The sequence below is a fragment of the Arsenicicoccus dermatophilus genome, assembly GCF_046267915.1.
GTDB classification, from domain to species: domain Bacteria; phylum Actinomycetota; class Actinomycetes; order Actinomycetales; family Dermatophilaceae; genus Arsenicicoccus; species Arsenicicoccus dermatophilus_A.
Genome location: NZ_CP176520.1, coordinates 3,194,789 through 3,215,045, shown reverse-complemented (window position 1 = coordinate 3,215,045; position 20,257 = coordinate 3,194,789). Strand labels below are relative to the sequence as shown.

Genomic DNA, 20,257 nt, shown 5'->3' with positions numbered 1-20,257 from the left:
ACGATGAGCACTTCCACCACCAAGCAGGGCACCGGGTCCTCCGGGGCGCCACGCGGCAAGGGCCACAAGGGCCTGCTGCTCGGGGCCATCGTCCTCGCCACGGCCCTCGTGACCATCGGCGTCGTCGCCCTGCTGCTGAACATCTTCCAGCACAAGCAGGAGGCCAGGCAGACGAGCTTCACGGTGACGCAGCTCGACGACACGGTGGTCGACCCTGCCGTGTGGGGCCGCAACTTCCCCCTGCAGTACGACATGTACCTCAAGACCTCGGACCAGAGCCGCACGAAGTTCGGCGGCTCCGAGGCGCTCCCGCAGACGCCCTCCCAGGCCGACCCGCGCTCCGTGGTCGCCGCCAGCAAGCTGGAGAAGGACCCCCGCCTGGTGCAGATGTGGGCGGGCTATGCCTTCAGCAAGGACTACCGCGAGAAGCGCGGCCATGCCTACATGCTCATCGACCAGCGGGACACCAAGCGGGTCCAGGACTTCAAGCAGCCCGGCACCTGCCTCAACTGCCACGCCTCGATGGTCAAGGTCTACAAGGACCTCGGCAACGGTGACATGAACGCCGGCTTCGACAAGATCAACCACATGACCTATGCCGAGGCGACCAAGCTGGTCGACCACCCGGTCGCCTGCATCGACTGCCACGACCCCAAGACCATGCAGCTGCGGATCTCGCGTCCGGCGTTCATGAACGGCATCAAGGCGCTCAAGGCCAGCCAGGGCATCCAGAACTACGACGTCAACAAGCAGGCCACGACGCAGGAGATGCGCACCTTCGTCTGCGCCCAGTGCCACGTCGAGTACTACTTCAAGGGCAAGGAGAAGACCCTCACCTTCCCCTGGGCCAAGGGCGTCAACCTCGACGACGAGTTCGCGTACTACCAGGAGCAGGGCTTCACCGACTGGGAGCACAAGATCACCGGCGCGCCCATGCTGAAGGCCCAGCACCCGGAGTTCGAGATGTGGAACCAGGGCGTGCACGCCAAGGCCGGCGTCTCCTGCGCCGACTGCCACATGCCCTACACCGCCGTCGGTGCGCAGAAGGTCTCCGACCACCAGGTCCGCAGCCCGATGCTCAACGTCAACCGCTCCTGCCAGGTGTGCCACCACGCCTCGGAGGAGGAGATGAAGGCTCGCGTCGACACCATCCAGACCCGGGTGCAGAAGACGCGTGACTCGGCCTTCGACGCGCTGACCCAGCTCATCGCGGACATCGACGCCTCCAAGAAGGCCGGCGTGGCCCAGGACCGGATCGAGGCGGCCCAGAGCTGGCACCGCAAGGCGTCCTTCTACATCGACTACGTCGTGTCGGAGAACTCCACCGGCTTCCACGCCCCCGAGGAGAGCATCCGCTACCTGCAGGAGGCGACCGACGCGGTCCGCAAGGGCCAGCTCGCCCTGGTCGGCAAGGAGAAGATGGACCCGACCGCGGTCAAGGCCTTCCAGCTGTGGAGGGCGAAGAAGGCCGCCGACGCCGCCGCCGCGGCTGCGAACCCCACGGCGACGGCCACCACCCCGACGCCGGCCGCGACCCTGACGGACGCGGCGACGCCCACCCCCTCGCACTGAGGGATCGCGGGGAGAGCCGACACCGGACCCCTCGCCACCGGACCAGACCGCCTCGTGGGGACGAGGCGGTCTGCTCCGCGTCCGGGGTCCGGCGCGCCGATCCGGACCCGGTGGCCGCGGTGCCCCGGGGCCAGGCTGGCCCCGTGTCACGTTCAAAGAGGGTCCCGAGTGTGCTCGGCGGGGCCGGTCTGGCCCCGACGAGCAGGAACGGTGGCAAGGCGCCCACACATGGCGCTGACGCACTGTGCCCGAGTGTGCCTTCTCTGTACCCCTCTCTATCCTGCAAACCCGGATCCTCTATCTCGACCGTGACGCCCGAGGGATGGTCCAGGGCGTGCGGGCGGCGGACAGTGGTCCCATCGGACTCCCCGCGGCCCCTGGGTCGCCCGACGCACAGGACCTTCCATGACGCAGCCCACGACCGGGGCGACGACCCCGGGCACACCCACCTCCCCTCAGGCGCCGGCGGCGCCGCAGCACGAGGCGGGTGACCTGCGTCAGGCCCTGCTGACCTCGCTGGGGCTGCCCCGGGACGCCACCCCCGACGACGTGGACGTCGCCCACGACCGGGTCGCGGCCTACCTCACCGCCGCCCCCGCCGAGCTGTCCGCGTGGGCGCACCAGCAGGCCGCTGCCGCGGACGCGGCGCACGCCGTCCTCACCGGCAAGGCGGGCGACGTCCTGGCCCGGCGTGCCGCGAGCACCTCTGCCACCCGTCCGGGCGCCACCGCCGCGGCACCCGCCCGACGCAGCCTGCCGACCCCGCTGCTGCTCCTCGCCGGGCTGGCCCTGATCGCCGGGATCGTGCTCGGTGTCTACAAGTTCGGGCCCGGGGCGCAGACCACGGCGACCAAGCCTCCCGTCACCATGGGCGACCAGGGCAGCGGTCAGGACGCGACGCCGCAGGGCATGCCCACCCAGGCCAAGCCCACCCCCGCGGACCCCGCCAAGATCAAGGCGCTGCAGGACAAGATCGCCACGAACCCGCAGGACGTCTCCTCGATGGCCCAGCTCGGCGACCTTTACTTCGGCGCCGACGACTTCACGAACGCCGCCCGGTGGCGGGACAAGCTCGTCGCGCAGCGCCCGACGGACACCGACATGCTGCTCGCCGCCGGCGTCGCCCACCTCAACGCCGGCGACCGCGCCCAGGCCAAGGCGCAGTGGGAGCGGGCGATCGCGCTCGAGCCCAAGAAGGCCGAGGCGTACTACGACCTGGGCTTCCTCTACCTCACCCAGACGCCCCCGGACTCCGCCCGCGCCAAGCAGATGTGGGACAAGGTCATCGAGCTCGACGGCAACGGCCCGCTCTCGCAGAAGGTCCAGAACCACATGGGCGCGCTCATGACCCCCGCCCCCGGCGGCGCGAGCACCCCCGCCCCGACGGCCGGCAAGTGACATGGACGGGGTCTCCCTCCCGCTGGCGCTGCTCGCGGGGATCGTGGCCTTCGCGTCACCGTGCTTCCTGCCGGTGGTGCCGGTGTTCGTGAGCTATGTCGCGGGCACCACCCCCGCCGGCGGACACCGGGCCCGGCGGGCTGCGGCCACCCAGGCGCTCGCCTTCGTCCTGGGCTTCTCGGTCGTCTTCACCCTGATCTGGGTGTCCATGGGGCTGATCGGCGTGGTGGCCGGTGGTCACCGCGATCTCCTGCGGATCGCCGGCGGCATGCTCCTCGTGGTCATGGGCCTGCACGTGGCCGGGCTGATCGAGATCTCGGCGCTCTACCGCGAGGTGCACGCCCCCGTGCGGGGCGCGACCGGCCGGCCCGGCGAGCAGCCTCCGTCATACACGAGGTCGCTGCTGATGGGCCTCGCCTTCGGGGCCGGGTGGACCCCCTGCATCGGCCCGGTCCTCGGCGGCGTCCTCGGCCTCGCCACCGCCTCGGAGTCCGTCGGACGCGGCGCCCTCCTGCTCGTCGCGTTCTCCCTGGGTCTCGGGATCCCCTTCGTGCTCGTCGCGATGGGCGCCTCCGAGATCACCGTCCGTCTGCGCTGGCTGCACCGCCACGAGATGGCCCTGTCCCTGGTCTCCGGGGCCATGCTGATCGGCATCGGCTTCGCGATGATCACCAACATCCTCGGCAGGCTCTCGGGCCTGCTCCCGGCCTTCGGCGTCTGAGAGGCCCACCATGAAGCTCCGTCCCACCAGCTCCGCCCCGCCCGCCCCCGACGAGCCCACCGAGGGCCTCCTCCCGGATGACACCATCGAGGCCGCCGACACCATCCGGATGCCCGGGCCCCTGCACCGGGTCTACCGCTTCTTCATCTCCAAGCGCACCGGCATCGGCCTGATCCTGTCCATGGCCGTGCTCACCCTGCTCGGCACCATGCTGGTCCAGTCCACCGCCGACCAGCGCGAGGACCCGCAGCTGTACGCCGAGTGGCTCGACACCGTCCGGCCCAAGTACCAGGGCTGGACCGACATCCTGGACTGGCTCGGCCTGTTCGACGTCTTCGGGTCGTGGTACTTCAAGGCCGTCAACATCGCGCTGTGCATCTCGATCCTGTGCTGCGTCGTGCACCGCATCCCGCTGCTGTGGAAGCGCGCGACCCGGCCCCAGCTGCACGTCACCGAGCCCTTCTTCGCCCACGCCGGGATCCACCACGACCTGACCGCGCCGGTCCCGCCCGAGCAGGCCGAGACCCGGGTCCGGGCCGCCCTGTCCGCCGCGCGCTACCGGGTCCTCGACGACCCCAAGGGGCCGGGCCGCAACACCTACGCCGACAAGTTCCGGTGGATGCCCTTCGGCACGATCATGGCCCACATCGCCTTCGTGATCATCCTGCTGGGCTGCCTGATCACCGCCAACACCGGCTTCAGCGTCGCCAGCCTGCCCGTCACGGTCGGCACCCGCACCGACGTGGGCCACGGCACCGGGCTCAGCATCGAGGCGACGAGCTTCGAGGACGCGTACTACGACGACGGCCGGCCCAAGGACTACGTCAGCCACCTCGTGCTCTACCAGGACGGGGTCAAGGTCAAGGAGCAGGACACCCGCGTCAACGAGCCGCTGCGGTACGACGGGGTGAAGGTCTTCCAGGCGGCCTTCGGCTTCGCGGCCAAGGTCTCGGTCAAGGACCGGACCGGCACCGTGATCTACCAGGGCGGCGTCCCGCTCAAGGTCAGCACGCCCGACGGCGAGCACGTCTACGGCAAGGTCGCCGTGCCCGGCCGCGACGTCGACCTCTTCGTCGTCACCTCCGCGTCCGGCAAGGTCGACCCCGAGCTCGGACCCGGCGCCGCCGTCATCCGGATCATGCCCACCGACAAGGACGAGAACCTCGGCGAGCAGGTCGTCACCCAGGGCCAGTCCGCGACGATCCGCGGCCTGACCTACACCTTCGAGCGCGAGGCGCAGTACACCGACCTGATGGTCTCCGACGACCCCGGCGCGCTGTGGGTCTGGATCGGCTCCGGCATGATCCTGGTCGGCATGACGGTCACGATGTTCCTGCGTCACCGTCGACTGTGGGTGCGCGTCGTCCCGGCCGAGGGCGGCTCCCGCATCCGCATCGCCTCCTCCGAGCGGCACGACACGGCCTACGAGGCCTGGGTCGCCCGACTCGTCGAGGGCATCGCCGCCGACCTCGGCGCCACCCCCACCTCAGCCGCGTCCGGGCCCGACCGGGCCGCCCGTCACAGCACCGTAGGAGCCTGACGATGTTCCAGCTCTCCCAGTACGCCCTCGTGGCCGCGACCATCCTGGTCGCCCTCGGCGTGGCCGCCACCATCGCCAACCTCACCCGCCACCCCTCGCAGCGGGAGGCGCTCGCACCGGCTCCCGTCACCGTGGGCGGCGGGGGCGGCGTGGCCCTGCATCCCGGCCACGGCGGCGGGGAGTCCGGTGGGGTCGGCGGGTCCGGCGGGGCCGGCATCCCGCCCGCCGGCGGGGTGCGACTGGCGGGCTACGCCTCGCTCGTGACCGGCCTCGCGCTCCTCGTCCTGACCCTCGGCCTGATCTTCAGCGCCCTCGCCACCGGCCACGGTCCCTTCGCCAACCAGCACGAGTTCGCCGTGGCCTTCGCCTGGGGCATCCTCGCCGCCAACCTCTTCTTCGAGTGGCGCTACCACGCCAGGGCGCTCGCGATCTTCGTGCTCCCCTTCGCGCTGGCGATGCTGGTGTATGCCGTGACCATCGACGCCAAGCCCGGCCCGCTGGTCCCCGCCCTGCAGAACTCGCTGCTGCTGACCGCCCACGTCTTCACCGCCGTCCTCGCCTACGGTGCCGCCGCGGTCGCCTGCGCCGCCGGCACGCTCTACCTCCTCGCCCCGCGCATCCGCTGGCACGGCATGCCCAGGCAGTCCTTCCTCGACGAGCTGGGCTACCGCGCGGTGATGATCGCCTTCCCGCTGATGACCGTGATGATCATCCTGGGCGCCATCTGGGCCGACGTCGCCTGGGGTCACTACTGGAGCTGGGACCCCAAGGAGACCGCGGCTCTCGTGACCTGGCTGATCTACGGCGCCTACCTGCACGCCCGCGTCTCCCGCGGCTGGCGCGGCGACCGGTCGGCCTTCCTGCTGATCCTCGGCTTCGCGGCCGTGATCTTCACCTTCATGGGCAACTACTTCTTCACCGGCATGCACTCCTACGGGGGCAAGTGATGGCGACGGCCGCACCCGAGCCGACCCAGGAGGACTGGCGCAGCGGCATACGGGGAAGTCGTCGCAACCAGCTCCTCGTGCTGCTGGTCACCGCGCTGCTCGTCGCCGGTGGTGCCTGGCTGCTCGGCGGCCGCACCGGCAGCGGCAAGAGCGCCATGGCGGGCGGGCAGTCGGTCACCGTGACCGGCGACCGGTCCGGGCCCGCTCCCGAGGTCGGGAAGGCCCCGCAGGACTTCACCGCCACCACCGTCACCGGGGAGCGGGTGAGCCTCGCGTCCCTCAAGGGCAAGCCGGTCTGGCTGACCTTCGGGGCGTCCTGGTGCACCGCCTGCCGCGCCGAGGCGCCGGACATCGAGGCGGCCTACCAGGCGGCCAAGGGTCGGGGGCTGCAGGTCGTCGCCGTCAACCTGCAGGAGAAGCCCGCCGACGTCCTGGCCTATGCCGGGCGGGTGGGGCTGACCTATCCGCAGGTCGCGGACCCCGAGACGGCGCTCGCGTCGCGGTTCCGGATCGCCGGGCTGCCGACGCACTTCTTCGTCGACAAGGACGGGGTGCTCCGCAAGATCCACGTCGGCGGGCTCACCCGCGCCACGATGGACGAGCAGATCGCCACGATCGCCCGCTGAGCAGCGTGGTCGGGGGCTGAGGGCCGCGGTCGCCGACACACGGGCTGACAGGCTGCGGGCCCGTTGACAGGCCCGGTGGCCGTCGACAGGTTGCGTGGCGGCTGCCCCGCTGCAACCGGTCAACGGACGACGCGCGTGGCACCGCGCGGAGAGCGGGCGACAGCGGGGCGGCGCAGGCTCGCCCGGGCAGGGCGGGGGTTGCGGCCGGTCTCAGGACTCGTCGGTCAGCGACCGGTCGAACCGCACGTAGGCCTCGTGGTCCCGGAAGTGCCGGGCGTAGAGGTCGGCGTCCTGCGCGAGGTCCTCGTCGAGCAGCGGCGCCACGTCGACCACGCGGTCGAAGGTCCACACGATGCTTTCGCCACGATCGTTGCGGTAGCTCGTGGCCGCGGCCCGGCCGCGCTCGGCTGCTCGCGTCCGCGCCTCCTCCGGCGAGTCGGCGTGGATCAGCACGAGATCCTCCGACCACAGGGGCACGTAGCCCTCGGCTTGCGAGGATGAGCGGCTGAGCAGCACCGCGACGAACCGGGTGGTCGTGAGCTCGTCCATGGTGAATCTCCTTGACCTGCTGAGCAGTCGGCAGCCACGAGGGTATGCCGTGGGCGCGCCGGGGGTCGACCGCTGTGCGCCGGCGGCGGCCATGGCGGGGTGGCGAGGGGACCGGGCGGGGGGTGCGATCTGAGATGTGGGGCAGGTGCGATGAGCGAGGGAGCCGCCGCCGGGGAAGGCGCGTCCCACTCGCAGCGTTGTCATCCGAGACGACCTGGTGGAGGAGAGACGCCGTGATCGTGACCGCCGTGCTCGTGGGCACCGGTGCCGTGGCCGTGACGACGGGGGTGGGACGCTACGCGCGGGAGCGCTGGCGGACCCGCCACCAGCCGGCCGAGGGGCGCCTCGCGCCCGGGGTCGCGCTTACCGCCGCGGGCGGCGCCCTGGTGATGTCGCCCGACGTCATGGCCGCCGTCGGCCAGCTGCCCGTCGACGACCCGGCGTCCGCCGTCGTCCTCGCGCTCTACAACGTCCTCGCCCTCGGCGGCCTGGGCACCGTCGGCGCCGGGATGTGGCTGTCGAGCCGCCGAGTCACCCGCGCGGTGCGTGGCGGCGTCGAGTCCGTCGTGGACGGCATACCGCTCGTGGCCCGACGCCGGGCCCTGCGCCGCGGCACCCCCACGGACTTCCCGCGCGAGTGGGCCGGGCTCGTGGCGCTGGACACCGAGCTGACCCACCGCTTCCTGCGCTACGAGCGTGACCTCGAGGCGGCCGTGAACTTCCCCGTGATGACCGACCACACCGACCCGCTCACCCGCGGTGCCCTCGACGCCATGCTGCGGTGCCGCGAGCTGCGGTCCCCGGTGCCGCCGGCCGGGACGCGCGACGCCCGCGACACCGACTACGCCCGCGCGGTCGCGGACTTCGCGACCGCGCTGGAGGCCGCCGAGGCCAACGCGGAGCGCCTGGTGGCCAGCACCTTCAGCGAGGACGAGCGGCGGGTGCTCGACGAGGCCGCGGCGACGCTGGAGTTCATGCGGGCGGCCACGACGACACCGGCCGAGCGACAGGCGGTGTACGAGCGGGTGGCGGCCCAGCTCGCGGACTTCCCGCGGCGGGCGACCGAGGCCGCACCCACCGAGGCGGTCCGCGCCGAGCGCCTGGTCGTGGCGGACGACGGATCGGTGCACGTCGTGGGGGAGTCCGGGGCCACCCGGGTCGCCCGACCGCACCCCTTCCTGGACGTCGAGGACCGCGCCCGCCGCTGATCGAGTCCTTCGTGACTCGCCGGCTCCGGGGCACCCGGCGCCCCGCGACTCCCGGACCCGTCCTAGGCTGCAGGAGCTGGTCCGAGCGCCCTGATCCGAGGGTGCTCGGGGCAAGAGGGAACCCGGTGCGAGTCCGGGACTGCCCCGCAGCGGTGAGTGGGAACGACCGCCGTCATGAGCACTGGGTCCTGACCTGGGAAGCGACGGCCAGTAGGCCTCCGGGTGATCGCCCGGCCGTCCACGAGTCCGAAGACCTGCCAGCAGCCGTGCACGCCGTGCACGGTGTGGTCGTGGCCTCGTGGGTGGGCTGCTCGACCGGGTGTCCCGCAGGTGCCGTCACGGACGCGCCCGCAGGCCGCCCGTCGGGGCGTGCTCCTCCTGGTCCGACCGTCGGACCGCTCGCGAGGAGAGAGCCATGGCCCTGACCGCAGCTCACCACACCACCGTTCCGCCACAGCCCCCCGAGAACAGCGCCCCCGAGGTGGTCGAGGCCGGCGTCAGACCGCTGCCACCAGTCCTTGAGCACCCCGCGCCGCCACCGGCATCCGTGCTTGTCGGTGTCGTGCTGGCAGTGGTGTCGGCCATCGCGTTCGGCACGAGCGGTCCTTTCGCGAAGGCGCTCCTGGAGAGCGGGTGGTCACCGGCTGGTGCGGTGCTCGTCCGCCTGACCGGCGGGGCTCTCGGGCTGGGGATCCCGACCCTGATCCTGCTCCGCGGCGACCTGCGGCCCTTCGGCACGAGCTGGAAGGTGGTGTGCGGCTATGGCGTGGTGGGGGTCGCCTTCAGCCAGCTCTCCTACTTCATGGCGGTCTCCCACCTGTCTGTCGGGGTCGCCATGCTCCTGGAGTACCTCGCTCCCGTCCTCGTCGTGGGATACCGATGGGCCCGAGTCCGCGAGGTGCCGTCCGTGGGGGTGCTGCTGGGATCCGCTCTGTCGGTCTGCGGCCTGTGCCTGGTCATCGACGTCGCGGGTGGCATCACCATCGACCCCGTGGGACTGTGCTGGGGCTTCTGGGCAGCCTGCTGCAACGCGGCCTACTTCGTCCTCGGGGCGCGACCGACCAAGGGACTGCCGGCGATCGGCCTCGCGGCAGGAGGCCTGGCGGTGGGGGCGGCAGTCATCGGCCTTGCCGGTCTGGCCGGGGCTGCACCGGTCGTCACGGCGACCCGGGACGTGACGCTGGCGGGAAACCCGCTGCCGTGGTGGCTGCCGGCTGCCGGCCTGGCCCTGATCTCGGCGGCGGTGGCCTATGGCTTCGGCGTGGCGGGGAGCCGTCGGCTGGGATCCACGGTGGCGTCGTTCGTGGGCCTCAACGAGGTGCTGGCCACGATCCTGTTCGCCTGGCTGCTCCTCGGCGAGGTGCCGGGTCCGATGCAGCTCCTCGGCGGCGCCACCATCCTCGCCGGCGTCCTCGCCGTCAAGCTCGGCGGTGCGCACGCATGACCTGGACGTGGCGCTCGGCGCCGCCGCTCCACCCGGGCACCCTCCTGACGACGGTTGCCGCTGGTGACGGCCATGGCTATGGTGACCGGGTCGGTCGCACCCGAGGGGTGCCAGGGAACCCGGTCGAAGTCCGGGACTGACGCGCAGCGGTAGGGGAGCTGCGCAGGGCACGATGCCACTGGCAAGAGCTGGGAAGGCGCTCTGCGCGAACGATCCCGAGTCCGAAGACCTGCCGACGCTCCATCCGATCGGGCCTCGCGCATGGGCCCCGGCGAGAGTTGGTGCTGGTGTCTGCCTCCGACCTTTCGGTCGGCGACGCGCTGGTGGCCGCAGGCTACCCGGTGCTCGTCGACCCTGATGAGCGTGAGCCCCGTGCGGGCCGTTGGCTGCCGTTGGCCGAGGTCCGACGGCCGGAGCGGGTCCTCGACCTGGTGGAGCGGTACACCGCGTGGCTCGGGGTGCCGCACCGGGCCGCCGGCGGGGCCTGTGCCAGCCAGCACTACGCCGGACGTGTCGCGGGCTACCTCGTCGGCACCTGGGCACTGACCGGCGGGATCGTCCCGCTCGAGGATCCCCGGGTGCTGGCCGAGGTGGACGAGCACGGTCGGACCCTGCGGCTGGTCGTCCCGCGGCATCCGCAGCCTGCGCCAGGAGGGGTGGGAGAGCTGGTCAGGGGCCTGCAGAACCACCTCGCGCCCCTGCTCGACGTCGTGCGGGTGACTGCCGGGATCACCTCACGTCTGGCCTGGGGCGGGGTCGCCACCTCGGTCGCGGGCGCGTTCAGCCGTGCCGTGGTGACCGTCCCGTCAGCCCGCCGGGCGGAGGTGGTCAGCGGTGCCCATCGTGCGCTGGATCCCGTGCAGTGGCCCGGGGGCAGGCCCCTCGTGACGCCGGCCGCCGACGCGACCAGCCACCGTCGGCATACCTGCTGCCTGATCTTCCTGTCCGCCGACCACGAGGAGTGCCGCACGTGTCCGCGCCACGCCCGCCTGCAGCCCTGATCGTCGTCGTCCTCGCGGTCGCCCTGGCGGCGAGCTGCGTGATCTCCCTCGCCTTCGGCTCGGAGCCGCTGCCCCTCCCGGACGTATGGCGGGTCGTGGCCGCCCGGATCACGGGCGGCACGGCGGACCCGACGTACGACGCCATCGTGTGGGACCTGCGAGCCCCCCGCTCCCTGCTCGCCGCCGTGGCCGGCGCCGGCCTCGCGGTGGCGGGTGCGGGGATGCAGACGCTGGTGCGCAATCCCCTGGCCGATCCCTACCTGCTCGGGGTCTCGTCCGGAGCCTCGGTGGGCGCCACCGCGGTGATGACGACCGGCGTGCTGTCCGGGCTCGGGGTCTGGGCGCTGTCGGGCGGGGCGCTGCTCGGGGCCTTGGCCGCGTCGGCGCTGGTCTATGCCATCGCCATGGCGCAGGGCGGGCTGACGCCGCTGCGGCTGGTGCTGACCGGGGTGGTCCTGTCCTCGGCGTTCAGCGCGATCGCCAGCTTCCTCGTCTTCCTGTCCAACGACCCCCGCGCCGCTCAGTCGGTGCTCTACTGGCTGCTCGGGAGCGTGGCCGCCGCCACCTGGGAGCTGCTGCCGCTCGCCGCTGTCGTGACGCTGGCCGCTGTCCTCGCGATGGCCGCCGCCTCCCGGTGGTTGGACGCGCTGGCTGCCGGCCCGGACCTCGCGGCCTCGCTCGGGGTGCCCGTGGGAGCACTGCGGACAGCCCTCTTCGTCGGCCTTGCCGTCCTCGTCGGGGTCCTGGTCGCCGTGTCCGGCGGTATCGGCTTCGTGGGGCTGGTGGTGCCGCACCTGGCGCGCATGGTCGTGGGGGCCCGCCACCGGGTGGTCGTCCCCGTGGCGGCCCTGGCCGGCGGACTCTTCCTGGTCTGGGTCGACGTCCTCGCCCGCGTGTGCGTCCGCCCCCAGGAGATCCCCCTCGGCGTGGTCACCGGACTGGTGGGGGCGCCGGTCTTCCTCCTGCTCGTCGGCCGGCGCCACTACCGCTACTCCGGGAGTCGCTGACATGCGGGTGCAGACCCAGGACCTGTCCGCCGCGGTCGACGGCCACGTCGTCCTGACCGGGGTCGACCTCGACCTGCCCTCCGGCGGCGTCACCGCGCTCGTCGGCGCCAACGGCTCGGGCAAGTCCACGCTGCTGCGCACCCTCGCCGGCATCGTTGCGGCCCCACGAGGGCACGTCCTCGTCGGGGGCGAACGGGTGGACCGGCTGCGACCCCGCGAGCGCGCCCTGCGGATGGCTCTGGTGGCGCAGGAGGACTCCCCGCCCGACGACCTGCTTGTCGGCGAGATGATCGCGCTCGGCCGCATCCCCCATGCCCGACCCTGGGCCCTCGGTGGGGCTCAGGAGCGCCAGGTCGTCCTGCGCGCCCTGGCCCAGGTGGGTCTGCAGGACGTGGTGGACCGGCCCTGCCATGCGCTGTCCGGCGGGGAGCGGCGACGTGCCCTCCTCGCCCGGGGGCTCGCCCAGGACGCGCCGGTCCTCCTCCTCGACGAGCCGACCAACCACCTGGACGTGCCTCACCAGCACCACCTCCTGCGCCTGGTGCGGGGTCTGGGACGCACCGTCGTGATGGCCATCCACGACCTCGACCTCGCGCACCGCTACGCCGACCACGTGGTCGTCGTCGGGGAGGGATCCGTCCTGGCAGCGGGGCCCGCTCCTGACGTGCTGACCGGCGAGGCCGTCCAGCGGGCCTTCGGCATACGCACGGTCACTCTCGTCGACCCCGCGACCGGACAGGCACACCTGATCTGCGCCCCGTCCGACAACCACCAGGCCCCTGGGCCAGTCCTCCAAGGAGACCCATCATGATCCGTCGTCCCATCGCTCTCGTCGGCACCGGCGTCCTGGTGCTCGCCGTCGCCGCCTGCGGCTCCCCACCCGGAGGATCAGGAGCGGGCGGAACCTCCTCCGGGTCGACGGTATCGGTCACCAACTGCGGTCACTCCGAGCCCTTTCCGTCGCCGGCCAGGAGAGTCTTCGTGAACGACGGCAACATGATCGCCATGGCGCTGGCTGTGGGAGCCAAGGACCAGCTGGTCTCGGTGACCAGCCTCCAGAAGGACAGCACGGTGCTGGCCAAGGTCTACGGGGACCAGGCGCGGCAGCTGCCTGACTCGGGCGCGGACTACCCCACCCTCGAGGGCGTTCTCGCCAAGCGGCCGGACGTGATGGTCGCGGGATACAACTACGGCTACAGCGAGTCGCGGAACCTGATGCCGGACCTGCTGCGGAGCAAGGGCATCGCTCCTTACATCCTCTCGGAGAGCTGCCGCCAGAAGGCCGGTGAGAAGGCACGCGGCACCATGGATCCGTGGGTGGCGCTACGCACCGACCTCACCAATCTCGGCGCGATCACCGGGCATGCTGCCCAGGCCAAGCAGGTCACGGACGACCTCGACGCCCGGCTGGTGGCCCTGCGCGCCGCACCGCAGGCGACGCGCAAGCCCGTCGTGCTGCTCTTCGACAGCGCCAAGGATGCGGTCTTCACGAGCGGGTCGTACGGCGGGCCGCAAGGTGTCATCGATGCAGCGGGTGCCACCAACGTGGCGGGTGCCATCCACGACACCTGGACCAACATCTCCTGGGAGAAGGTGGCGACGGCCAAGCCCGACTTCATCGCCTTCGTGCACTACGGGCAGCAGACGATGGCGGACAAGGTCGCACTGCTCGAGGCCAACCCGGCCACCCGCGACCTGCCTGCCGTCAAGGAGAAGCGTTATCTGAACCTGCCCTACGCGGCGTGGACGAGCAGCCCGCTGAACATCGACGCGGCCGAGAACCTCCGCAAGGCACTGGAGAAGGCGTCCCTCCTCCCCGCCTCGCAGATCACGCCCAGGCACGACCTGCGCGAGGTCGGTTGACCCGCCCGAGGCGCGCTTGGGTCGGCTCCGACCGACCGGGTGCCGCCGCAGGTCGGGGCCCGGGAGGGGCGGACGGGCGATCTCCGGCACCACCCGTGGTGGGGTCCTCGTCCCCCGGCGTGGGGAGCGGCCGTGCCCCACGGACCTGCCGGGTGTCGGGCCCGAACCCCCCTGTCGCTGCAGGGGGAGGCATGCGCTACGTTGGCGGTGCTGGTCCTCCCGTCCTCGGTCGGGAGGGGAAAGAGGGAACCCGGTGCGAGTCCGGGACTGCCCCGCAGCGGTGAGTGGGAACGACATCGTCATCAGCACTGGGACGACCACCTGGGAAGCGACGGTGAAGGACTCCGCGACGTCAGTCGCGGTGAGCCTCCGAGGCTCGACGCCCACGAGTCCGAAGACCTGCCAGTGTGCCGCGTCAGCGGTTCGCCCGTGTCCGCGCCTCGAGGGAAGGCCAGGACACCCTGCCCGGCAGGCGTCGTCCCGTCGGCAGCGGCGTCCTCGGTGCACCTCGGGCTCATCGCTGGGAGGTCACCTCCATGAACACCCTGCCCCTGCCCTCGCCCCGCCCGGGCATCCGCTTCGTGCTGTATCCCGACCACGAGGCCCTGCACATCACCGACGAGCTGCAGCACCTGGAGCTCGTCGGGGCGCGGGTCCCCTTCCGCACGGGAGGTGGTGCCACCGACTGCTCGTCCTGGCTCGAGTCCTGCACCGCCGAGAGCGGGTTCCGCCTGGTGACGATGAGCATGGACGGGCTGCTCGTCGGCTTCGCCGCCGGTGTCGTCGCCGAGGGGCTGGTCGACCTGCGGCACCTGATCATCGCCTCGGCCGTGCGCACCCGTCACCCGGACCTGCTCGGCCTTCTTGTCGACGTCTTCGTCGAGTCGTCCCAGCAGCCCTGGGCGGACGTGCTCATCCCCCGCGGCTGCCCGGCGCTCGGCCACCTGCTGCAGGCCGGCTGGTGCCCCAGCCTGCGGACCGGCCCGGCCGTAGCCGCCTCGGGCGACCTCGGTGAGTCCCTGCGGCTGACCGCGGCGGCCGGCCGATGAGCAGCGCGGACGTCGCCGCGCCCGCCGACGTCGTCGGCCCGCCCCTGACGGGGCTCGCCGAGGGGTTCGAGGTCCTGGACCGGGCCGCATGGGCCTCGATGGCGGCCGACGTGCTCAACAAGCGCCGCCCGCCGGAGCGTCGGCTGACCGGCCAGCAGGCGGAGGCCAGGCTGCGCACCACCACCCTCAGCGGGATCGCCGTGGAGGCGCTCTACACCCGTCCGGACGGGCAACGACCGTTAGGTCGGCCCGGGGTGATGCCCTTCGTGCGCGGGTCCTCGGTGCGCCCCGGGGCCGTCGACGCCTGGCAGGTGCGCCAGTGGCACGACGACCCTGACCTCGACCGCGGACGTCGCGCGGTGCTGACCGACCTGGAGCGTGGCGCGACCGCGCTGTGGCTGCAGCTGGGCGCCGACGCGATCGCCGTCGACGACCTGGGGGCGATGCTCGACGGGGTGCTGCTCGACCTGGCGCCGGTCTGCGTCAGCAGCCACGACGACCAGATCGGCGCCGCCCGTGCCCTGATGGCGGTCTGGACCCGGGCCGGGCTCGAGGGTTTCACCGTGCGCGGATCGCTGGGCGTCGACCGGCTCGGCGCGATTGCGCTCGGGCACGGCGCGCCGTCGCGCAGCGAGGTGCTCCGGCTGGTGCGCGACTGCCTCGGCAGCTATCCCTCCGTCCGGTCCCTCACCGTGGACGCCACCGTCCACCACGAGGCCGGCGGTGGTGAGGTCGAGGAGCTCGCCTGCGCGGTCGCGACCGGGGTGGCCTATCTGCGGGGGCTCGAGGAGTCCGGGGTCTCGGTGGCGCAGACCTTCTCCCAGCTGGAGTTCCGGGTGGCGGCGACCGCGGACCAGTTCCTGACCATCGCCAAGCTGCGGGCCCTGCGGCGGCTGTGGGCCCGGGTCGGTGAGGTGAGCGGTGTCCCCGACGTCCAGCGAGGTGCCTGCCAGCACGCCGTCACGACCCGGCGGATGCTCACGCGGGACGACCCCTGGGTCAACATCCTGCGCACCACGACCGCGTGCTTCGGCGCCGCCGTCGGCGGGGCCGAGGCGATCACCGTGCTGCCCTACGACACCATCCACGGGCTGCCGGTCGAGTCCTCGCGCCGACTCGCCCGCAACACCCAGGTCCTCCTGGCCGAGGAGTCCAACCTGGGTCGGGTGACCGACCCGGCCGGGGGCGGGTGGTACGTCGAGGCGCTGACCGACGCCCTGTGCGAACGGGCGTGGGCGTGGTTCCAGGTGCTCGACGCCGACGGGGGCATGGAGGCCGCGCTGCGCGACGGGCGGGTCGCCGACCGGATCGCCGAGGTGCGCGACGAGCGCGACCGGCGCCTGGCCACCCGCAGGCTGCCGCTGACGGGGGTCAGCATGTTTCCCGCCGCGGTGCAGCCGCCGCTCGACCGGGAGCCCCGGGTCGTCCTGGCCCCGGCCACGACCCCGATCCTGCCGCCCACCCGCGACGCCGAGGTCTTCGAGCGGCTGCGCGACCGGGCCGCCGCCGCGGCCGCTCAGGGGCGACCCGCCACCGTCCTGCTGGCCTGCCTGGGCACGCGCCGCGACTTCGGGCCCCGCGAGACCTTCACCAGCAACCTGCTGCACGTGGCGGGCATCGACACCCCGCTCTGCGAGGGAGGCACCCCCGAGGAGGTCGTGACGCGCCGCCGGGAGGTCGGCGCCGAGGTCGTGGTCCTGTGCTCCTCCGCCGGCGTCTACGCCCAGCAGGGGGTCGCGGTCGCCGAGGCCCTGCACGCCGCGGGTGCCCGCGAGGTGCTCGTCGCCGGACGGCGCACCGAGCTCGGCCCCGACGCGCCACCGGGCGCGGTCGACGGCGAGCTCTTCGACGGCATGGACGTCGTCACCTTCCTGTCCACCCTCCTCGACACCCTGGGAGCCCCGGCATGAGCACCATCCCGTCCTTCTGCGCCGTGCCGCTCGGAGACGGTGCGCCCCCGCCCGGCTCCACCGAGCAGTGGGAGCGACTGGTCGCCATGACCGGGGGCTGCTCCCACGGGTGGCAGACCCCCGAGCACATCCTGGTCCCGCCGCTCTACACCGAGGAGGACCTCGCCGGCCTGGACTTCCTCGACACCACCCCGGGGGCGCCGCCGTTCCTGCGCGGTCCCTACGCCACGATGTACGCCAGCCAGCCGTGGACGGTCCGGCAGTACGCCGGCTTCTCCACCGCGGAGGAGTCCAACGCCTTCTACCGGCGCAACCTGGCGGCCGGGCAGAAGGGGCTGTCCGTGGCCTTCGACCTGGCCACGCACCGCGGCTACGACTCCGACCACCCCCGGGTGGAGGGCGACGTGGGTATGGCGGGCGTCGCCATCGACTCGATCTACGACATGCGGCAGCTGTTCGACGGCATACCGCTGGACCGGATGAGCGTCTCGATGACCATGAACGGTGCCGTCCTGCCGGTGCTGGCGCTCTACGTCGTCGCCGCCGAGGAACAGGGCGTCCGGCCGGAGCAGCTGTCGGGGACCATCCAGAACGACATCCTCAAGGAGTTCATGGTCCGCAACACCTACATCTATCCGCCCGCGCCGTCCATGCGGATCATCTCGGACATCTTCGCCTTCACCTCCGAGCACATGCCGCGGTTCAACTCCATCTCCATCTCCGGCTACCACATGCAGGAGGCGGGGGCCACGGCCGACATCGAGATGGCCTACACGCTCGCCGACGGGGTGGAGTACCTGCGTGCGGGCGAGGCCGTGGGGCTGGACGTGGACCGGTTCGCGCCCCGGCTGTCGTTCTTCTGGGCGATCGGGATGAACTTCTTCATGGAGGTCGCCAAGATGCGGGCGGCCCGGCTCCTGTGGGCCCGGCTGGTGCGTGACTTCGACCCCCAGAACCCCAAGTCGATGTCCCTGCGCACGCACTCGCAGACGTCGGGCTGGTCGCTCACGGCGCAGGACGTCTACAACAACGTCGTGCGGACGTGCGTGGAGGCCATGGGTGCGACCCAGGGCCACACCCAGTCGCTGCACACCAACGCGCTCGACGAGGCGATCGCGCTGCCGACCGACTTCTCCGCGCGCATCGCCCGCAACACCCAGCTGTTCCTGCAGCAGGAGTCCGGGACCTGCCGGGTGATCGACCCCTGGGCCGGGTCGGCCTACGTCGAGAAGCTCACCCACGACCTGGCCCGTCGCGCCTGGGGGCTGATCCAGGAGGTCGAGGCCGCGGGCGGTATGGCGAAGGCCATCGAGGCCGGGATCCCCAAGATGCGCATCGAGGAGGCCGCCGCCCGCACCCAGGCCCGGATCGACTCCGGTCGCCAGCCGGTCATCGGCGTCAACAAGTACCTCGTGGACGGGGACGAGGGCATCGAGGTGCTCAAGGTCGACAACGCCTCGGTGCGCAGCAGCCAGCTCGCCAAGCTCGCCCGGCTGCGCGCCGAGCGGGACGAGGCGGCCTGCCAGTCCGCCCTCGACCGGCTGACCTGGGTCGCCGAGCACCCGGGCGAGGGCGGAAACCTGCTGGGCGCGTCCATCGACGCCGCCCGGGCCATGGCGACCGTGGGCGAGATCTCCGCCGCGCTGGAGCGGGTCTTCGGCCGGTACACCGCGGCGATCCGCACCATCTCGGGGGTCTACAGCAGCGAGACGGGAGGCTCGGCCGCGATGGTCGAGGCGCACGAGCTGGTGAGCGAGTTCGAGAAGGCCGAGGGACGCCGCCCGCGCATCCTCGTCGCCAAGATGGGGCAGGACGGCCACGACCGTGGCCAGAAGGTCATCTCGACGGCCTTCGCGGACCTGGGCTTCGACGTGGACGTGGGCCCGCTCTTCCAGACCCCCGCCGAGGTGGCGCGGCAGGCGGTGGACGCCGACGTGCACGTCGTCGGGGTCTCCTCGCTCGCCGCGGGGCACCTGACCCTGGTGCCGGCCCTGCGGGCGGAGCTGGACGCGGTGGGGCGCCAGGACCTCATGATCGTGGTCGGCGGGGTCATCCCGACCCAGGACTTCGACGAGCTGCGGGAGAAGGGCGCGGACGCGATCTATCCGCCGGGGACGGTCATCCCGCGGGCCGCCTGCGGTCTGCTGCGCCAGCTCCTGGAGCGCCACCACGGGATCACCGTGCCGGAAGGGACAGCCGTGCCGGAAGGGTCAGCCGGGCCCACGGGGTCGGCGGGGACGGCCGGGGCGGAGGCCTCGCCGGATGCGTGAGGCCCTGTCCGTGGACCGGCTCGTCGCCGGGGTCCGGCACCGGGACCGCGCGGTGGTCGCCCGCGCGCTCACGCTGGTCGAGTCCTCGCGACCGGAGCACCGCGAGCTCGCCCGCGAGCTGCTGCGCGAGCTCGCGCCGGACGCGGGCTACGCGCGGCGCGTGGGGATATCGGGGGTCCCGGGGGTGGGGAAGTCGACCTTCACCGACGCCCTGGGGACCCGGCTCGTCGACCGCGGTCACCGGGTCGGCGTGCTGGCCGTCGACCCGTCGAGCTCGCGGACCGGCGGATCGATCCTGGGGGATCGCACCCGGATGGCGGCCCTGGCCGCCCGTGACGACGCCTACATCCGGCCCGCCCCGTCGGGGGGCCACCTGGGGGGCGTGGCTCGGGCGACGCGGGACTCCATCGTCGTGCTCGAGGCGGCCGGGTTCGACGTGGTCGTCGTCGAGACGGTGGGGGTGGGGCAGTCCGAGGTGGCGGTGTCCGGCATGGTCGACACCTTCCTGTTCCTCGCGCTGGCCCGCTCCGGCGACCAGCTCCAGGGCATCAAGAGGGGGATCCTGGAGCTCGCCGACGTCATCGCCGTCAACAAGGCCGACGGCGAGCACGCCGGGGAGGCCCGGGTGACGGCGCGCGAGCTGGCGGTCGCGATGCGGCTCGTGCTCGGTCCCGACGAGGGGCGGCCGCAGGTGCTCACCTGCTCGGCGCTGACCGGTGACGGTCTCGACGAGGTGTGGCAGGCCGTGGTCGACCACGCCGACGGGCTGCGCCGTCGGGGCGTCCTCGAGGAGCGGCGCCGTCGTCAGCAGGTGGACTGGCTGCGGGCCGTCGTGCAGGACGAGCTGCGGCTGATGCTGTCCGGGTCCGGGCACGCGGGCGCCGTCGCCCGGGCCGCGGAGCAGGACGTGGCGAGCGGCGCCGTCACCGTCCCCGAGGCCATGGACCGGGTGCTGATCGCCCTCGCGGCCGACCTGACCGCGCGAGCCCCGGGCCGCGCCCCCGAGTCAGCCCGGGGCCCCGCCCCCGAGTCAGCCGGGGGCCACGCCCCCGGGTGACCACGATCTCCCGCGGTGTCTGGACTCGCCCTTCGTGCGCCGCGGGACCACGAGTCCACGCTGCCAGCCATGCACCTGGACTCGTGCGGGCCCGC

At 72.6% G+C, this 20,257-nt stretch carries 17 protein-coding genes and 3 riboswitches; of the genes, 16 read left to right on the top strand and 1 reads right to left on the bottom strand.

All coding sequences use genetic code 11. The features are described 5' to 3' along the window. Positions 1–3: 3 nt before the first annotated feature. From ACK2IS_RS15115 to ACK2IS_RS15090, 6 genes are all read left to right on the top strand, one after another. Complete coding sequence (locus ACK2IS_RS15115) at positions 4–1,572, top strand: ammonia-forming cytochrome c nitrite reductase subunit c552 (RefSeq protein ID WP_409484113.1); 1,569 nt, start codon at positions 4–6, stop codon at positions 1,570–1,572. A gap of 405 nt (positions 1,573–1,977) precedes the next feature. Beyond that, a complete protein-coding gene (locus tag ACK2IS_RS15110; protein ID WP_409484112.1) occupies positions 1,978–2,970 on the top strand; it encodes a tetratricopeptide repeat protein in 993 nt (330 codons plus the stop codon). A gap of 1 nt (position 2,971) precedes the next feature. Then, positions 2,972–3,691, top strand: a complete 720-nt coding sequence (locus ACK2IS_RS15105) for a cytochrome c biogenesis CcdA family protein (protein ID WP_409484111.1) — start codon at positions 2,972–2,974, stop codon at positions 3,689–3,691. A gap of 10 nt (positions 3,692–3,701) precedes the next feature. Next, positions 3,702–5,231 (top strand): cytochrome c biogenesis protein ResB, encoded by a 1,530-nt coding sequence (locus ACK2IS_RS15100; RefSeq protein ID WP_409484110.1) that lies wholly within the window; start codon positions 3,702–3,704, stop codon positions 5,229–5,231. Between the two features lie 2 nt (positions 5,232–5,233). Next, positions 5,234–6,178: a c-type cytochrome biogenesis protein CcsB gene (ccsB, locus tag ACK2IS_RS15095; RefSeq protein ID WP_409484109.1), complete on the top strand. Its 945-nt coding sequence runs from the start codon at positions 5,234–5,236 to the stop codon at positions 6,176–6,178. Then, complete coding sequence (locus tag ACK2IS_RS15090) at positions 6,178–6,804, top strand: TlpA family protein disulfide reductase (protein ID WP_409484108.1); 627 nt, start codon at positions 6,178–6,180, stop codon at positions 6,802–6,804. The genes ccsB and ACK2IS_RS15090 overlap by 1 nt, the downstream gene beginning before the upstream one ends. A gap of 210 nt (positions 6,805–7,014) precedes the next feature. Here ACK2IS_RS15090 and ACK2IS_RS15085 read toward each other — a convergent pair whose 3' ends face one another. Further along, a complete protein-coding gene (locus ACK2IS_RS15085; RefSeq protein WP_409484107.1) occupies positions 7,015–7,353 on the bottom strand; it encodes a DUF4288 domain-containing protein in 339 nt (112 codons plus the stop codon). Between the two features lie 233 nt (positions 7,354–7,586). Here ACK2IS_RS15085 and ACK2IS_RS15080 point away from each other — a divergent pair, with 233 nt between their 5' ends. The 10 genes from ACK2IS_RS15080 to meaB all read left to right on the top strand — a co-directional run bounded on the left by ACK2IS_RS15080 (position 7,587) and on the right by meaB (position 20,162). Further along, positions 7,587–8,561 carry a hypothetical protein gene (locus ACK2IS_RS15080; protein WP_409484106.1) on the top strand — a complete coding sequence of 325 codons (975 nt, stop codon included), beginning with the start codon at positions 7,587–7,589 and terminating at the stop codon, positions 8,559–8,561. A 60-nt stretch (positions 8,562–8,621) separates the two neighbouring features. Beyond that, positions 8,622–8,838, top strand: a riboswitch (cobalamin riboswitch). Between the two features lie 138 nt (positions 8,839–8,976). After that, on the top strand, positions 8,977–10,005 hold the full coding sequence (locus ACK2IS_RS15075; RefSeq protein WP_409484105.1) for an EamA family transporter: 1,029 nt from the start codon (positions 8,977–8,979) through the stop codon (positions 10,003–10,005). A 74-nt stretch (positions 10,006–10,079) separates the two neighbouring features. Further along, positions 10,080–10,257: riboswitch (cobalamin riboswitch) on the top strand. 35 nt (positions 10,258–10,292) lie between these two features. Beyond that, positions 10,293–11,006: a (2Fe-2S)-binding protein gene (locus ACK2IS_RS15070; protein ID WP_409484104.1), complete on the top strand. Its 714-nt coding sequence runs from the start codon at positions 10,293–10,295 to the stop codon at positions 11,004–11,006. Then, entirely contained in the window at positions 10,976–12,013 is a 1,038-nt protein-coding gene (locus ACK2IS_RS15065) for a FecCD family ABC transporter permease (protein WP_409484103.1), read from the top strand. Before ACK2IS_RS15070 ends, ACK2IS_RS15065 begins: the two co-directional genes overlap by 31 nt. 1 nt (position 12,014) lies before the next feature. After that, positions 12,015–12,824 carry an ABC transporter ATP-binding protein gene (locus ACK2IS_RS15060; protein WP_409484102.1) on the top strand — a complete coding sequence of 270 codons (810 nt, stop codon included), beginning with the start codon at positions 12,015–12,017 and terminating at the stop codon, positions 12,822–12,824. Next, on the top strand, positions 12,821–13,876 hold the full coding sequence (locus tag ACK2IS_RS15055; protein WP_409484101.1) for an ABC transporter substrate-binding protein: 1,056 nt from the start codon (positions 12,821–12,823) through the stop codon (positions 13,874–13,876). Before ACK2IS_RS15060 ends, ACK2IS_RS15055 begins: the two co-directional genes overlap by 4 nt. A 194-nt stretch (positions 13,877–14,070) precedes the next feature. Further along, a riboswitch (cobalamin riboswitch) is annotated at positions 14,071–14,298 on the top strand. Positions 14,299–14,412: 114 nt separating this feature from the next. After that, complete coding sequence (locus ACK2IS_RS15050; protein WP_409484100.1) at positions 14,413–14,925, top strand: hypothetical protein; 513 nt, start codon at positions 14,413–14,415, stop codon at positions 14,923–14,925. Next, positions 14,922–16,835, top strand: coding sequence for a methylmalonyl-CoA mutase family protein (locus ACK2IS_RS15045; protein WP_409484099.1), 1,914 nt, complete (start codon positions 14,922–14,924; stop codon positions 16,833–16,835). The genes ACK2IS_RS15050 and ACK2IS_RS15045 overlap by 4 nt, the downstream gene beginning before the upstream one ends. After that, a complete protein-coding gene (gene scpA, locus ACK2IS_RS15040) occupies positions 16,832–19,105 on the top strand; it encodes a methylmalonyl-CoA mutase (RefSeq protein ID WP_409484098.1) in 2,274 nt (757 codons plus the stop codon). The genes ACK2IS_RS15045 and scpA overlap by 4 nt, the downstream gene beginning before the upstream one ends. Next, the gene (gene meaB / locus ACK2IS_RS15035) at positions 19,098–20,162 is read left to right on the top strand and encodes a methylmalonyl Co-A mutase-associated GTPase MeaB (protein ID WP_409484097.1); all 1,065 of its coding nucleotides are present in this window, start codon (positions 19,098–19,100) and stop codon (positions 20,160–20,162) included. The genes scpA and meaB overlap by 8 nt, the downstream gene beginning before the upstream one ends. Positions 20,163–20,257 lie beyond the last annotated feature (95 nt).